This is a genomic window from Pontixanthobacter sp., from assembly GCF_049682855.1.
Classification (GTDB): domain Bacteria; phylum Pseudomonadota; class Alphaproteobacteria; order Sphingomonadales; family Sphingomonadaceae; genus Pontixanthobacter.
In genome coordinates this window covers 163,187-178,182 of the sequence record NZ_JBAUIK010000016.1, presented here as the reverse complement: position 1 = coordinate 178,182, position 14,996 = coordinate 163,187, and the positions used below count along the sequence as shown (strand labels likewise).

Annotated in this window: 13 protein-coding genes; 12 read left to right on the top strand and 1 reads right to left on the bottom strand. The window is 55.8% G+C overall.

The features are described 5' to 3' along the window. Positions 1-8 precede the first annotated feature (8 nt). From WA922_RS10820 to rnr, 7 genes are all read left to right on the top strand, one after another. On the top strand, positions 9-1,652 hold the full coding sequence (locus tag WA922_RS10820) for an MFS transporter (RefSeq protein WP_424771712.1): 1,644 nt from the start codon (positions 9-11) through the stop codon (positions 1,650-1,652). Continuing rightward, on the top strand, positions 1,645-2,703 hold the full coding sequence (gene alr, locus WA922_RS10815) for an alanine racemase (RefSeq protein WP_424771711.1): 1,059 nt from the start codon (positions 1,645-1,647) through the stop codon (positions 2,701-2,703). Before WA922_RS10820 ends, alr begins: the two co-directional genes overlap by 8 nt. Before the next feature lie 62 nt (positions 2,704-2,765). Further along, positions 2,766-3,320 (top strand): polyhydroxyalkanoate synthesis repressor PhaR, encoded by a 555-nt coding sequence (gene phaR / locus WA922_RS10810; RefSeq protein ID WP_424771710.1) that lies wholly within the window; start codon positions 2,766-2,768, stop codon positions 3,318-3,320. 45 nt (positions 3,321-3,365) lie between these two features. Further along, positions 3,366-4,913 (top strand): aminoacyl--tRNA ligase-related protein, encoded by a 1,548-nt coding sequence (locus WA922_RS10805; RefSeq protein WP_424771709.1) that lies wholly within the window; start codon positions 3,366-3,368, stop codon positions 4,911-4,913. 17 nt (positions 4,914-4,930) lie between these two features. Beyond that, positions 4,931-5,524 (top strand): DUF805 domain-containing protein, encoded by a 594-nt coding sequence (locus WA922_RS10800; RefSeq protein WP_424771708.1) that lies wholly within the window; start codon positions 4,931-4,933, stop codon positions 5,522-5,524. A gap of 40 nt (positions 5,525-5,564) precedes the next feature. Beyond that, positions 5,565-7,025 (top strand): M28 family peptidase, encoded by a 1,461-nt coding sequence (locus WA922_RS10795; protein WP_424771707.1) that lies wholly within the window; start codon positions 5,565-5,567, stop codon positions 7,023-7,025. 39 nt (positions 7,026-7,064) lie between these two features. Next, on the top strand, positions 7,065-9,380 hold the full coding sequence (gene rnr, locus WA922_RS10790) for a ribonuclease R (protein ID WP_424771706.1): 2,316 nt from the start codon (positions 7,065-7,067) through the stop codon (positions 9,378-9,380). Positions 9,381-9,384: 4 nt separating this feature from the next. Here the strand turns inward: rnr and WA922_RS10785 are convergent, their stop codons facing one another. After that, positions 9,385-9,840 (bottom strand): universal stress protein, encoded by a 456-nt coding sequence (locus tag WA922_RS10785; protein WP_424771705.1) that lies wholly within the window; start codon positions 9,838-9,840, stop codon positions 9,385-9,387. Between the two features lie 131 nt (positions 9,841-9,971). On the opposite strand from WA922_RS10785, the gene WA922_RS10780 reads away from it, so the two are divergent. From WA922_RS10780 to WA922_RS10760, 5 genes are read left to right on the top strand one after another with little or no spacing between them, the layout of a single operon-like run. Next, entirely contained in the window at positions 9,972-11,285 is a 1,314-nt protein-coding gene (locus WA922_RS10780; protein WP_424771704.1) for a pyruvate dehydrogenase complex dihydrolipoamide acetyltransferase, read from the top strand. Positions 11,286-11,289: 4 nt separating this feature from the next. Then, positions 11,290-11,700, top strand: coding sequence for a hypothetical protein (locus WA922_RS10775; RefSeq protein ID WP_424771703.1), 411 nt, complete (start codon positions 11,290-11,292; stop codon positions 11,698-11,700). Positions 11,701-11,736: 36 nt separating this feature from the next. After that, entirely contained in the window at positions 11,737-13,149 is a 1,413-nt protein-coding gene (lpdA, locus tag WA922_RS10770; RefSeq protein ID WP_424771702.1) for a dihydrolipoyl dehydrogenase, read from the top strand. A gap of 2 nt (positions 13,150-13,151) precedes the next feature. Beyond that, complete coding sequence (locus WA922_RS10765; RefSeq protein ID WP_424771701.1) at positions 13,152-14,087, top strand: aminotransferase class IV; 936 nt, start codon at positions 13,152-13,154, stop codon at positions 14,085-14,087. Further along, positions 14,084-14,824 carry an HAD family hydrolase gene (locus WA922_RS10760; protein WP_424771700.1) on the top strand — a complete coding sequence of 247 codons (741 nt, stop codon included), beginning with the start codon at positions 14,084-14,086 and terminating at the stop codon, positions 14,822-14,824. Before WA922_RS10765 ends, WA922_RS10760 begins: the two co-directional genes overlap by 4 nt. Positions 14,825-14,996 lie beyond the last annotated feature (172 nt).

Below are 14,996 nucleotides of genomic sequence, written 5' to 3'. Positions count from 1 at the left end.
AACCGACCATGAGTGACGCCGCAGCACTTGCCGAACACCAACCCACCGAGAAAGAGATCCGCCTGGTTATCGCCGCATCATCTGCCGGTACGATTTTTGAATGGTATGATTTTTTCATATACGGCACGCTCGCGGCGCTGATCGGGGCGGCGTTTTTCCCGTCGGACAATCCGACATTGCAATTGCTGCTGGTTTGGGCGGGCTTTGCAGTCGGGTTTGGGTTTCGTCCGCTGGGCGCGATATTATTCGGATTTCTGGGCGACCGATTGGGGCGCAAATATACCTTTCTCGTGACGGTCACTTTGATGGGTATAGCAACCGCCGGAGTCGGCCTGATCCCGAGCGCGGCCACCATCGGCATCGCGGCGCCGGTTATTGTCATTCTGCTGCGAATTCTGCAGGGGCTTGCCTTGGGCGGAGAATATGGCGGCGCGGCGATCTATGTCGCCGAACATGCCCCGCCAGAAAAACGCGGGTTCTACACCAGCTTCATTCAAGCGAGCGTTGTGGGCGGGTTTGTTCTGTCCATTGTGGTGGTGCTGCTGTGCCGTGCACTGATTCCGGCGGGTGATTTTGCCGCCTGGGGCTGGCGCATACCGTTTCTGCTATCGATCATACTGCTCGTGATTTCCCTTTGGATGCGGCTCAAGCTGTCAGAAAGCCCTGTTTTCAAGGCGATGAAAGCATCGGGTCAGACCGCGAGAAATCCATTTGTCGAAAGTTTTACCTATCCCGGCAATAAGAAGCGTATTTTTGTGACCTTATTCGGCGTCACCGGTATTCTCACCACCATCTGGTACACCGCCTTTTTTTCTGGTCTGTCTTTTCTACGCGGCCCGATGCGGGTGGATGAGGGGCTAGTCGAGATTATCATGCTGACTGCGGGCACGCTGTCGATGATATTCTACATTCTGGTTGGCAAATGGTCCGATAAGGTCGGGCGCAAGAAACCGATCATGATTGGCGGGTTGCTCTCTTTGGTTCTGCTATTCCCGATTTTCTGGGGTATCGGATCTCTGGCCAATCCCGGGCTGCAACAAAGCAGTATCGCTGCGCCGATCACAGTGGCAGGCGAAAGCTGCACCTATGCCCCTTTTGCCGAACAGCAGGAAACCGATTGCGGCAAGGTTTTGCAGGATTTAACTGCGCTTGGCGTGACGTACTCGATCGGACCTGCCAGAACGGCGGCGAGTAGCGCCTTCTCGGTCTCCATAGGCAATCAGCTTGTCTCGTTTGCGGCGGATTACCCGTGGGATAATGGCGCTGAGCGCAAAGCTGCAATGCAATCAATGCTGGAATTGCGCGGCTATGATTTCTCGGTGCAGACACCGCCACCGGTAAGTGTGGCAGCTATTATCGCTCTACTGCTGCTGTGCGGTATATTGTCTGCGCTCACATACGGATCGGTCGCGGCGCTGCTGTCTGAGATGTTTCCGCCAAAAATTCGGTACAGCTCCATGTCGATCCCGTATCATATCGGGGCCGGGTATCTCGGCGGTTTTCTGCCGCTGATTGCAGGATACATCATCGCTTCAACCGGTGACCCCTATTCAGGGCTTTGGTATACGTGGGCCGTGGTGGCATTCGGGCTGGTGGTTGCATGGTGGGGCCTGCCTGATGGGCCGCCCAAAGACTTTGACGAATATGCCTGAGCCGCTCGCGCCGACTTTACGGCTGAACATTGATACGGCAGCCATTGCGCAAAATTGGCGGGTTCTTGATTCAATGTCCGGCGCTGCGTCTGCGGGGGCGGCAGTCAAAGCCGATGCCTATGGGCTGGGCTTGGCCAAAGCTGTTCCCGCCTTGATCAAAGCAGGATGTAGATCCTATTTCGTGGCCCATTGGGGCGAGGCAAAGAAGCTGCTGAAGTATGTTCCGCCTCAACAGATTTCAGTCTTGCATGGCCCGTTAAATGCCGCAGAAGCGCAGTTTGCGGTTTCTTCGGGGATTATTCCGGTCATAAACAGTTTTCATCAGGCCAACATCTGGAAGGATGCTGGCGGGAAGCTGTGTGATGTGATGGTCGATACAGGGATCAACCGGCTCGGCCTCGCAATGGATGATATTGGCGGCGGTTTAGCAACCAGCCTGTCTGTTCGAACGTTAATGTCACACCTTGCGTCCGCAGATGAAGATGGCGCGCGCAACGGGCAACAACGGGCGAAATTCAAGGGGGCAATGGATATCATCCCAGCCTGCCAATACAGTCTCGCCAATAGCGCAGGAATAGCGCTTGGGCCAGACTATGCATATGATCTTACCCGGCCCGGGCTTGCACTATATGGCGGTATACCGCGCCCAGAACTGGCCGGTGTCATCAGACAGGTCGCGTTTCTCGAAGCCGCGATATTGCAAATCCGCACGCTGAAAACTGGCGACACTGTTGGCTATAATGCCACATTTACCGCGCGCGTGGACATGCAGGTTGGCGTGGTTTCGCTAGGGTATGCGGACGGGTTTTTGCGCAGTTGGGCAGGGCATGCTGTCTTGATGCATCACGGTAACACGCTGCCAGTCCTGGGCAAGATATCGATGGACATGATCGTGGTGGACCTGACATCTGTACCGCATTGCCGGGAGGGCGACTGGCTGGAAGTGCCATACGCATTACCCGAGGCGGCCAGGCATTCCGGCCTTTCGCAATATGAATTGCTCACCATTTTAGGTCAGCGTTTTGCCCGCAGGACAAAGTTTTCTCACTGATGTTGCGCTGCACTTGCTGCACCTGCTAACGCAGCAATAACCGCAATAAACAGGATGGCCCAATGGCAAAGCGCAAAGCGCACACCGGCGACACAGTCACGATTAAGAAATACGCCAATCGGCGGCTCTATAACACGCTTTCCTCCAGCTATATCACGCTGGATGATCTTGCCGCCATGACGCGAAAGGGAACTGATTTTGTGGTGGTGGACGCCAAAACGGGCGACGACATAACGCATTCCATTTTGACCCAGATCATCATGGATGAAGAGGCGAGCGGCAAGCAAATGCTGCCAGTCAGTTTTCTGCGTGATCTGATCGCAATGTATGGCAATTCCATGCAGTCGATGATGCCGCATTATCTTGAAGCGACTATGGCCAATTTCAGAGCCAACCAATCGAAAATACAGGAGGCTTTGAAGGATGGCCTGACCGCCAATCCGATCGCTAAAATTGCCGAAACCAACTTGGCGGTTATGCGCGCGGTAGGAGAAGCCATTCTTCCAGGCAACAAAGCCGCAGATGCAACGCCAGTAGCGGAAAAAAATGACGAGATTGCTTTACTGCGCAAACAAATGGCGGAAATGCAAAAAAAGCTCGACGAAATCGGTAAATAAGCAACTCCTTGGGCTGCTCCAACGTAAATATGAACAGGAATATCCGTGTCTAACATTCGCCACGCATTGAACGTGAAGCGCGCAGATGATTTTGCGCGGTGGTATCAGGAAGTCATTTCTGCCGCTGATCTTGCGGAGGAATCCGGCGTGCGCGGTTGCATGGTCATCAAGCCTTGGGGTTATGGTATTTGGGAGCGTATCCAGCGGCTGCTTGATGACCGGATCAAGGATACCGGCCATGATAATTGTTATTTCCCGATCTTCATCCCGCTCGCCAATTTTGAACGCGAAGCAGAGCATGTTGATGGCTTTGCCAAAGAAATGGCCGTTGTTACCCATCACCGCCTGATCCAAGACGGTACGGGCAAACTTGTTCCCGATCCTGCGGCGAAGCTGGAAGAGCCCTTGGTTGTTCGTCCGACATCGGAAACCATCATTGGCGATGCGATGGCGCGCTGGGTGCAAAGCTGGCGAGATTTACCGCTCAAAACCAATCAATGGGCCAATGTCGTCCGCTGGGAAATGCGTACCCGCATGTTTCTGCGCACAAGCGAATTTTTGTGGCAGGAAGGGCATACTGCCCATGCGGATGCCGCCGAAGCAAAAGCCCACACCCTGCGGATGCTCGAAGTCTATCGTGCCTGCGCGGAAGAAGATTTGGCGATGCCTGTCATTGCGGGCGAGAAGCCGGAACATGAACGGTTCCCCGGGGCATTGGAAACATGGTCGATCGAAGCGATGATGCAGGATGGCAAGGCGTTACAAGCTGGTACTTCGCATTATCTCGGCACCAATTTCGCCGAGGCTTCAGGCATCCGGTATCAGGATCCCGACGGCGTGCAGCAGCTGTGCCATACAACCAGCTGGGGCGTGTCCACCCGCATGATCGGCGGGGTGATAATGACGCACGGCGATGATGACGGTCTGCGCGTTCCGCCGACCATCGCGCCGCGTCAGGTAATCATTCTGCCGATGCTGCGTGGCAAGGACGAGGGGGAAGACACCGCTCTGACCGAATATTGCGAGAGTCTGCGCGCAATTTTGGCAGGACAGTCCGCGTTTGGCGAGAAACTTCGCGTGATGTTGGATACCCGGCCCGGAAAAGCAGCAGCAAAACGGTGGGATTATGTCCGCAAGGGCGCGCCGGTCATCATCGAAGTCGGCGGGCGGGACATGGATAATGACGGTGTCAGCCTGCTGCGCCGTGATGCCCTTTGGACAGAAAATGGCAAGGCTAATTTCCTCACGCTGTCGCGCAAGGAAGCGGCACATATGATCCCGGAACTATTGGCCGAAATTCAGCGAAGTCTGTTCGACCAGGCAGCTGCACGCCGCGATGCGAATATTACCCGCGATATTTCTGATATGGATGCGTTGGCCGAACACTTTGCATCCGGCAAAACCCATCCCGGCTGGGCCGAAGTCCAATGGTCGAGGCCGACCGGGGCCACGTTGGACGCTGTGGTGGAGAAGCTTAAACAATTAAAATTGACCGTGCGTAATGTGCCAATGGACGCAGCGCCAGTGGACGGCGCGTGCATTTTCACTGGTGAACCGGCAGTGCAACGCGTTTATGTCGCAAAAGCTTATTGATAATTCAGGGATTCACCATGCTTAAAGCTATCCGCCATAATCTCAAAAACCTGACCAATATTCACGGCCGAGATGGCCGCAAGGTGTTCTGGTTATATCTGTTGTTCGTGGTTATTTTGAACATTGCAATCTCGCTGCTCGCCAGCATACCAATGATGGTTGCGGCCATGAACGCCGGTTTTGAAGTTGCTCAAACCGGCGATTCTGCCGCAGCAGAAGCGGCAATTTTTGAGCAAGTTGTTCAATATGCGCCCACTGCGGTTTGGATCAGTTTTGTCGTTGCCATACTGAATATAGTCTTGCTTTTTGCGTCATTCATCAGGCGGACGCACGATACAGGCCTGCCCGGTTTAATAGTGGCCATCCCCCTCGTTATTCATCTGGTTTGGATGTTCATTTCCTATCGCCAGATTGACGGTATCGAGGAAACGATGCGCGCAGCGGTTGCAGCAGAAACCGGCGCAGCGGTGGCCGCAGAGCAATCTATGCAGGCGGGAATGATTGCGCAGGATTTGCTGGGCTGGCTGGCACTCATCATCGTGATGCTCGTCGGTATTATGAAATCACAGCAGGGCGCCAATGCTTATGGCGAGGGTCCTAAACAGATATAAGGCCCTTGCTAAGCCAGCATAATTTGGCGAATACACTGAAATGCAAAAATACTGTGTTATCGCCGCTGCTTCCCTGTTCGCCGTGTCAGCGTCAGCGCAGGATGATCCGCCAAAAAACGCGCCGCCGGCTCACCCTGCGGAAGCGGTATCGCAAGACCGCCTGCGATCTGATGTCGAAACGCTTGTCGGGTTTGGGACGCGGCACACGCTTTCTTCGCAGGACCACCCCTCTCGCGGCATCGGGGCTGCGCTACGCTGGGGCGCTGATCAATTTCGCAAGGCAAGCGAAGCGTGCGGAAACTGCCTCGAAGTCGTCACGCCGGAACGGATTGTACAAGGTCGCAGGATACCTGAACCAACCCGCTTGATCAATGTCGTCGCGATTCAGCGCGGCACCCAGCGCCCCGATGAAGTTGTGATTATCCAGGGGCATATTGACAGTCGCGGCACTGATGTGTCCGATTTTACTGTTGATGCACCGGGCGCGAATGATGATGCGTCTGGCACGGCGCTTTCGATCGAGGCGGCCCGCGTTCTGTCACAGCGGCAATATCCTTCTACCATCGTCTATGCCTTGCTGTCCGGCGAGGAACAGGGATTATATGGCGGGCGCCTGATGGCCGAATATGCCGAAGCGCAAGGGTGGACGGTCAAAGCCGTGCTGAATAATGATATCGTCGGCAGCAGCTGCGGCTCTGACGGATATTGCGATGCGGAGCATATCCGCGTTTTTTCTGAAGGGCCGCGTGCTGATCTCACTGACACCGTCCGTTCTGCGCAGCGACGTGACGGCGGTGAAAATGACAGCCCAAGCCGCAATCTCTCACGCTGGCTCGACATTCTTGCCGATGATAACCCCCAGGGTCTGGATGTGCGCCAAATCTGGCGGACCGATCGGATGGGCCGGGGCGGCGATCAGATCCCGTTTGTCGAGAAAGGCTATCCCGCAATCCGTTTCTCGGTCGCAGTGGAAGATTATGAACACCAGCATCAGGATTTACGCGTTGAAGGCGGCGTGACCTATGGCGATACGGTGGATGAAATGGACTTTCCCTACCTCGCCAAGGCGGCGCAATTAAATGTGCGCGCAGCGCATATATTGGCGCAGGCGCCGATGCCGCCGGCCGTCTCGAAAAAGGCGGCGGTGAGGACATCGACCGAGCTTAAATGGGCACCTGTTGCAGGGGCTGCGCAATACCGCATTTGGCAAAGACGGCCCGACGAACCCTATTGGCGTGATGAGCCGGTGCTGGTAATCAGTGCCGCCAATTCACCCGCTGGAAAATTATCTGCAAATGTTACGGCACAGCGTACTGGCGATGCGGCTCCGGTCGTTACCGCCGATACTGCTGGTTTCACCGTAGATCTCACCGGCATACGCGGCGATGACTGGATATTCGGCATCAGCGCGGTGTCGGCAAATGGAGCAAGCGGTCCGGTATCCAGCGCGGTACCCGGCGGGGCCTTTACCCCTATTGAGGACCAACCTGCTGCCGAGTAAATCAGTGACATAGTAATCCGCCGCGTCCATAGGGCGGGTATGGCGAACACACCGAAAAAACATCCGGCAGGAATGCCCTCGCGCGATGAGATTCTCGAATTTATCCAATCTTCAGATAAACCGGCGGGCAAGCGCGAAATCGGCAAAGCCTTTGGTCTCAAGGGGCAAGAGAAGATCGCGCTTAAGCGTTTGCTCAAAGACATGGCGGAGGAGGGCCTGATCGATTGCAGGCGCACAGCCTACCTCCGGATGGGCGGTGTTCCCAAAGTCACAGTTCTGCGCGTGATAGAGATTGAGGATGGCGAAGCCTTCGCCATTCCGGATACATGGCAACCCGATGATGCAATACCGCCGCCACGTCTGCGTGTAATTGAAAAAAAGCGCAAAGGCGGCGGCAGCCATCCTGCATTGCAAATCGACGACCGAATTCTCGCCCGCACTGAACAGGCCGGCGCGGGCTGGCAAGCCTTCGTGATGAAAAAACTGCCCGCAAAAACCGAAGGTTTGATGGGTGTGGTTGAGCTCGATGACAGCGGCAAGGGCTGGCTTGCCCCGGTGGACAAGCGCATCCGCAGCTCCTCCCCCATTTCCGATCTCGGCGGTGCAGAGGCGGGGCAACTTGTTCTGGCCGAACCGGCTGGCCGCAGCCCAAAAGCAGGTGTGCGGGTGACCGAAATTCTCGGTGATCCTCTTGCCCCAAAGGCCTTCAGCCTGATTGCGATTTCCAAACACGGCATTCCCAATGTCTTCCCAGAGGAAACATTGGCAGAGGCACAGCGCGCCGCGAAACTTGCGTTGAGCGAGGATCATCGCGAAGATTTGCGCGATCTGCCGATCGTCGCGATCGACCCCTCTGATGCGCGCGACCATGATGATGCCATCTGGGCAGAGCCTGACGGGAAAGGTGGCTTCAACGCGCTTGTCGCCATTGCCGATGTCAGCTTTTATGTTCGCCCGGGCGGCGCGCTGGACCGCGAAGCACGCAAGCGCGGCAATTCGGTCTATTTCCCCGATCGCGTCGTGCCGATGTTACCTGAAATATTGAGCGCAGATGTATGTTCTTTACGCCAGGGGGAAGGGCGCGCGGCAATGGCGTGCCACTTGAAAATTTCCAGTACCGGAAAAATCACATCGCACAGGTTTTCTCGCGCAATTGTCCAGATCGATGAAGTGATCGCCTACGAAGAAGCCCAGCGCCGGGTTGATACCGGATCACCGCCTGACAACCTTGCCAATTTGTGGAATTGCTGGAAACTGCTCGCTGCCGCGAGAGAAGCCCGTAACCCGCTCGAACTCGATTTGCCAGAACGCCGCGTGATGCTGGATAAGGAGGGTAAAATCACCGAAATCGCAGTGCGCGAAAGGCTTGATGCGCACCGTGTAGTCGAGGATTTCATGATTGCGGCGAATATTGCTGCGGCAAAGGCATTGGAAAGCAAAACCGCGCCAGTGGTGTACCGGGTGCACGAGCAACCGAGCCGGGAGAAGCTGGTTGCGCTGCGTGAATATCTGGAAACATTCGGCAAAAACCTCGCGCTTGGCCAGGTGATCACGCCGGGCCTGTTCAATGCCATGCTCAAGGATGTTGGCGACACCTCGGAAAAGGCGCAAGTGATGGAAGCCGTTCTGCGGACCCAGACGCAGGCCTATTACGGGCCAGCCAATGCCGGGCATTTCGGCTTGGCGCTGGGTTCATATGCCCATTTTACATCGCCCATTCGCCGCTACGCTGATCTTCTCGTCCACCGGTCATTGGTCGATGCTTTCAAGCTGGAACTGCCAAAGCCGAAATTGAATGTGCCCGAACGGACCGGATTGGCGGATAACGACCGAGGCGATCTGGCCAAAATCAGCGACGCCATAAGCAAAACTGAACGCCGCGCAATGGAGGCCGAACGCGACACAGTCGATCGCTATGTCGCCGCTTGGCTGTCCGGCAGGGTTGGTGAGACTTTCGAAACGCGCATTACAGGCGTGCAGTCATTCGGCTTTTTTGCAACAATCGTCGGACTGGGCGGAGACGGACTGGTGCCAGTATCCACATTGGGCTCCGAGTTTTTCAGCTATGATGAAACATCGCAATCCCTGACCGGTGAACGCAGCGGTAAGACCTACGCCTCGGGCGACATCCTGCAATTGCAACTTGGCGAGGCCAATGCACTGACCGGTGCGCTTAAATTCGTGCCGCTTGATGGCGATGGCAATCCGATAGAACCGCGCGGAAATCGCGGCAGCGGGCCGGGCCGCTCAGGCCGCGGAAAGGCCGGCACTGCAAACTCAGCGCAGAAAAAATACGCGCGGGGTAAGCGCGGACGGCCAGGCAATATCCGTCATCAAGGCCGCAAAAAACGTTAGCCCGCTAAGATGCGAGGCGATCTAATTCCTCATTGCTGCAACTGCCCGGCACGATATAGAGAGGGCAGGGTAGATTGCCCGAATGCGCCGCAAAATGAGTGATCAGCGGGCCGGGGGCACCATCTGCAGCGGCCCCCAATACCAGAGCGCCAACTTCGGGATGCTCGGCGAGATACTCCTTAATCACTGCCTGCCCTTCGCCTGTTTTCACGGAGATTGTCGGCATCTTTCCGCTTTCGGAGAATAAATTACCGGCCGCGCTGCTGGCCAGCACCTCGGCGCGATCTTTTGCCTCTTGCTCGATGGTGGCTTGGACCGCCCCAAACGCATTGAAGTTCTGTTTGCCAACCAGGGCCAATATGTGCACCGCGCTACCGCTCGCCATCGCCCGGTGCGAGGCAAAGCGCAGTGCTTTGCGCGCTTCGGCAGTTTCGTCCATTATCACAAGATATACGCGCATTGTCGCTCCGGCCCCTGATCGCTTCTGATCTGGATATCGGATGAAATCGTATTCGGCGCAAGAACCTTGCCCGAGTGCGCTAAATTGGCCAGAGAGATAGCGTAGGCCAGAACAGGAATTTACGAAGCGATATGCCCACTGCAATCAAGATGCCCGCGCTTTCCCCGACTATGGAAGAAGGCACCCTTGCCAAATGGCTGGTGAAAGAAGGGGATAGCGTCAGCTCCGGCGATATCATGGCCGAAATTGAAACCGACAAGGCGACAATGGAATTTGAGGCTGTCGATGAAGGCGTGATCGTCAGCATCGATGTGGCAGAGGGTACCGAAGGCGTGAAAGTCGGCACCGTGATCGCGACGCTTGCGGAGGAAGGCGAAGATCCTGCCGATGCAAAACCTGCCGATGCAAAAGAAGCCGGGGCTGCGTCTGCCGAAGCGCCTCAGGCAGAAAAATCGGAAACCAAAAGCGAACCCGCTCCCGAGCCGTCCCCTGCATCAGGCTCGTCACTGGCACCCACCAAAGCACCTCTGCCTTCCGGTGACCGGATCATCGCATCTCCCTTGGCAAAACGTATCGCTGAACAGAACGGTGTTGATCTTTCAGCCATTACCGGCAGCGGACCAAACGGACGGATTGTGAAAGCTGACGTCGAAGGTGCGCCTGCTGCAGCAACCAGCACAACACGCACCACCTCTGCGTCGACCACTGCGCCAGAAAGCGTCGCTGCGGCGTCCACGACGCTACCTGATTTTAATATCCCCCATGAAGACGAGAAAATGGGCAATGTCCGCAAGGTCATCGCGCGCCGTCTGACTGAAGCCAAACAGACAATTCCGCATATTTATCTGACTGTGGACGTGCAGCTCGATGCGTTGCTCAAACTGCGCAGCGATCTGAATAAGGCACTGGAGCCAGACGGCATCAAACTTTCGGTCAATGATCTGCTGATCAAAGCGCAGGCAAAAGCATTGCTGCAAGTACCCAAGTGCAATGTCAGTTTTGGCGGAGATGTTCTTCGGACCTTCAAACGCGCTGATATTTCGGTAGCGGTTGCGGCGCCGTCGGGCCTAATCACGCCGATTATTGTTGATGCCGGCAGCAAATCTCTCTCGGTCATTTCCACCGAGATGAAAGAGCTGGCGGGCAAAGCGCGCGACGGGAAATTGCAACCGCATGAATATCAGGGCGGCACCGCCAGCCTGTCCAATCTGGGTATGTTTGGTATCAAGCAATTTGACGCGGTGATTAATCCGCCGCAAGCGATGATCCTGGCAGTTGGTGCTGGCGAACAACGCCCGCATGTTGTAGACGGCGCATTGGCTGTCGCAACCGTGATGAGCGCCACCGGCAGTTTCGATCACCGCGCGATTGACGGCGCAGACGGGGCGCAATTCATGCAAACCTTCAAAACTCTGGTCGAGAATCCGTTAGGGCTGGTGGCGTAATATCGTGAAGCTGATCACCGCTATATTGGCAATGTCGCTGCAATCCGGTCCACCGGCACCAGTGGATAACCAGTACGAAGGCCGCGCGCCAATCGTTGGCCTGGAGGGGCCCAGTTCGGATGCATGCCCCGGCATTGGCCGCATTTCCGGCTTCGAAGCACGCAAAGGCGATTTCATACGCGTGCGCATCGACGCGGATGAATATGCCCCGACCAAGGACAAGATCGATTTATCGACGCTCGTCTGGTTGTGCGAAGCGGATAAGGATTGGCAAGGCATTGTCTATCCAATCGGCGAAAACCAGGACCTTGGCGATTGCCGAGTCAGCAGCGCCTTGCCCGTAGCAGAACCCTATGACGGACCATGCCAATTTGGCTGGGTGCCGGCAAAATACATTGATCTGGTCGCGGGATAAGGCGCGGCAGATTATGACTGAATTTCTGGAGTATCTATGGCCTCTCAATATGATGTGATCGTTCTTGGTTCCGGCCCGGGCGGCTATGTCGCCGCAATTCGCTGCGCACAATTGGGGCTGAAAACCGCCATTGTTGAGCGAGAAAATTTGGGCGGTATCTGCCTCAATTGGGGTTGCATCCCAACCAAGGCTCTGCTGCGTTCGGCGGAGATTTTTCATTATATGCAGAATGCCGGCGATTACGGGCTGAAGGCGCAAGGTATCGAGGCCGATCTGGACGCGGTGGTCAAGCGCAGCCGGGGCGTGGCCAAACAGCTGAATCAGGGGATTGGCCACCTGATGAAGAAGAACAAAATCACTGTCCATATGGGCGAAGGCACTCTGACATCACCCACCGCGCTCACCGTGAAAGGCGATAAGGGCGAAGAGAAGCTGACCGCCAGAAACGTGATTGTTGCAACCGGCGCACGGGCACGTGATCTGCCGTTTGCTCCGGCTGACGGGAAGCGTATCTGGACATATCGGCATGCGATGACGCCATCACAGATGCCGGACAAATTGCTGGTTGTCGGATCGGGCGCCATCGGCATTGAATTCGCCAGCTTCTATAATGATATGGGCGCCGATGTGACCGTGGTTGAAATGCTTGACCGAGTGGTTCCGGTCGAGGATCATGAAGTGTCGGCATTCCTTGAAAAATCGCTGACCAAACAAGGCATGACGATCATGACCGGCGCGAGTGTCGAGAGCCTGGAAGTGGGGGCCAAAGGTGTCACGGCAACAATCAAGGGCAAAGACGGCAAGGTTCAAAAGACTGAATTCAGCCATGTGATATCTGCCATTGGAATTGTGCCAAACACCGAGAATATCGGGCTGGAAAAAACGGGTGCAAAAATGGATCGGGGCTTTATCCAGATCGACCCTTACGGGCGAACAGCCGCCAAAGGATTATGGGCCATTGGTGACTGTACACCGGGGCCTTGGCTTGCGCATAAGGCCAGTCATGAAGGTGTTTCTGCCGCCGAAGCTATTGCACAGGAAATGGGCAACACAGATGTTCATCCGCATGCTCTTAACCGTAATAACATTCCCGGCTGTACCTATTGCCACCCGCAAATCGCCAGTGTTGGCATGACCGAAGCGAAAGCAAAAGAAGCTGGCTACACAGTGAAAGTTGGTAACTTCCCCTTCATCGGCAACGGAAAAGCGATTGCCCTTGGTGAAGCGGAAGGGTTTATCAAAACCGTGTTTGACGCCAAGACCGGCGAACTGCTTGGCGCGCATATGATTGGCGCGGAAGTTACCGAGCTGATTCAAGGGTATACAGTCGGCAAAACGCTAGAAACCACCGAGGCCGAACTTGGCCAGACAGTGTTCCCGCACCCGACACTCAGCGAAATGATGCATGAAAGTGTGCTCAGCGCCTATGGTAAGGCTTTGCACATTTAACTATGGCGCATGGCACGCACAGCTATGTAGATGACCCGCGCAATGCGAGCGTGATCATTGACATTAATGGCGAGCATTTCGCGCGGCCTGATGCGAAAGTGTCGGTTTTCGACAGCGGCTTCATGTTGGGCGATGGTGTCTGGGAAGGGCTACGGCTGCACAATGGCCGCCTGGCGTTTTTGGACCAGCATCTGGAGCGCCTCTATCGCGGCGCCAAGGCCATCGCGATGGACGTTGGCATCACGCAGGCTGAACTCACCGATCGCTTATACGCCGTGCTTGCCGCCAATCAGATGGCTGGCGACGGAGTGCATGTCCGCCTGATGGTCACACGCGGTATTCGCTCGACACCCTATCAAGACCCGCGGGTGGTTATTTCACCGTCGACCATCGTGATTATCCCTGAATGGAAAGCGCCCTTGCCAGAAACGGCTACGCGGATGCTCAACCTGTTCACGGTGCATGTGCGGCGCGGATATCCCGATGTTCAGGATCCCAAACTTAACAGCCATAGCAAGCTGAACTGTATAACAGCCTGTATTCAGGCGACCCAGGCCGGGGCGGATGAGGCGTTGATGCTTGATCCGCACGGGTTTGTCGCAACCTGCAATTCGACACATTTCTTCATCGTCAAGAACGGCGAAGTATGGACTTCCAGCGGCGATTATTGCCTCGACGGGATTACACGCGGGACAGTGATCGCGGTCGCGCGCGAGGCAGGTATTGCGGTATATGAACGTAATTTCTCACTCACAGATGTGTACGGCGCGGATGAAGCGTTTACCACCGGTACGTTTGCAGGATTGGCACCGGTCGGGGCGGTGGATGGCAGAATGCTGGGCACAGAACGCGGCCCGATGGTGGAAAGATTGCAGACGCTGTACCGCGCGCGCTTGCATGACGACACGGCTGGACATTCTACGAGCGGTGCTGAATGACCATCCGGATCGCAATGTGGTCCGGCCCGCGCAATATTTCCACCGCTATGATGCGCAGCTTTGGCGCCAGAGCGGATTGCACGGTGAGTGATGAGCCATTTTACGGTGCTTATCTCAAGCAATCGGGCGAACCGCAGCCGATGGCCGATACCATCATCGCTGATATGGACTGTGACTGGCACAGCGTAACCAGGGCGTTGAATGGCCCGCCGCCAGAACCCGCTTCTATCTGGTATCAGAAACACATGCCGCACCACATGATCGGCCCGGTCGACATCAGTGCCTTTTATGGCCATCGCCATGCTTTCCTGATCCGCGAGCCGGAGCTGGTCATTGCCAGCTATGCCAAGAAGCGTGTGACAGTGACGTTTGACGATCTGCGCTATGACCGGCAGCTCGAATATGTCCGGGCTGTTGCGGATATTTCGGGTAGCCCGCCGCCAGTCATCGATTCCGGCCTATTTCTGCATGACCCTGAAGGCCATCTGCGCGCGCTATGTGCCGTTCTGTGCCTGCAATGGGATCCGGCGATGCTTCGCTGGAAAGCGGGACTTCACGCAAATGATGGAATCTGGGCTTCCCATTGGTACGACCGGGTTGCCCAATCCACACATTTTGCCCCAGCGGCAGAAACGAGGCCCGCACTGTCTGGCAGCGCCCGCGCGCTCGCCGAACGGTGCCGCCCTTTTTACCAAGAAATGAAACACTATGCACTCGAACCTAGTGAATACGGATAATTTCCCGTCGCGGAAACAGGCGGCGGCGCTAGGGGCTTTGCTAGTGACTAATAACACCAGGGGTAAGGCAAAAGATGGCGCAGCAAGGAATATCATATGAGGTGTCAAACTCTCTGACCCAAGATGTAAAAAAGTATATCATGCGCCAGAATGTAATGTTTCAGTCAGCCTT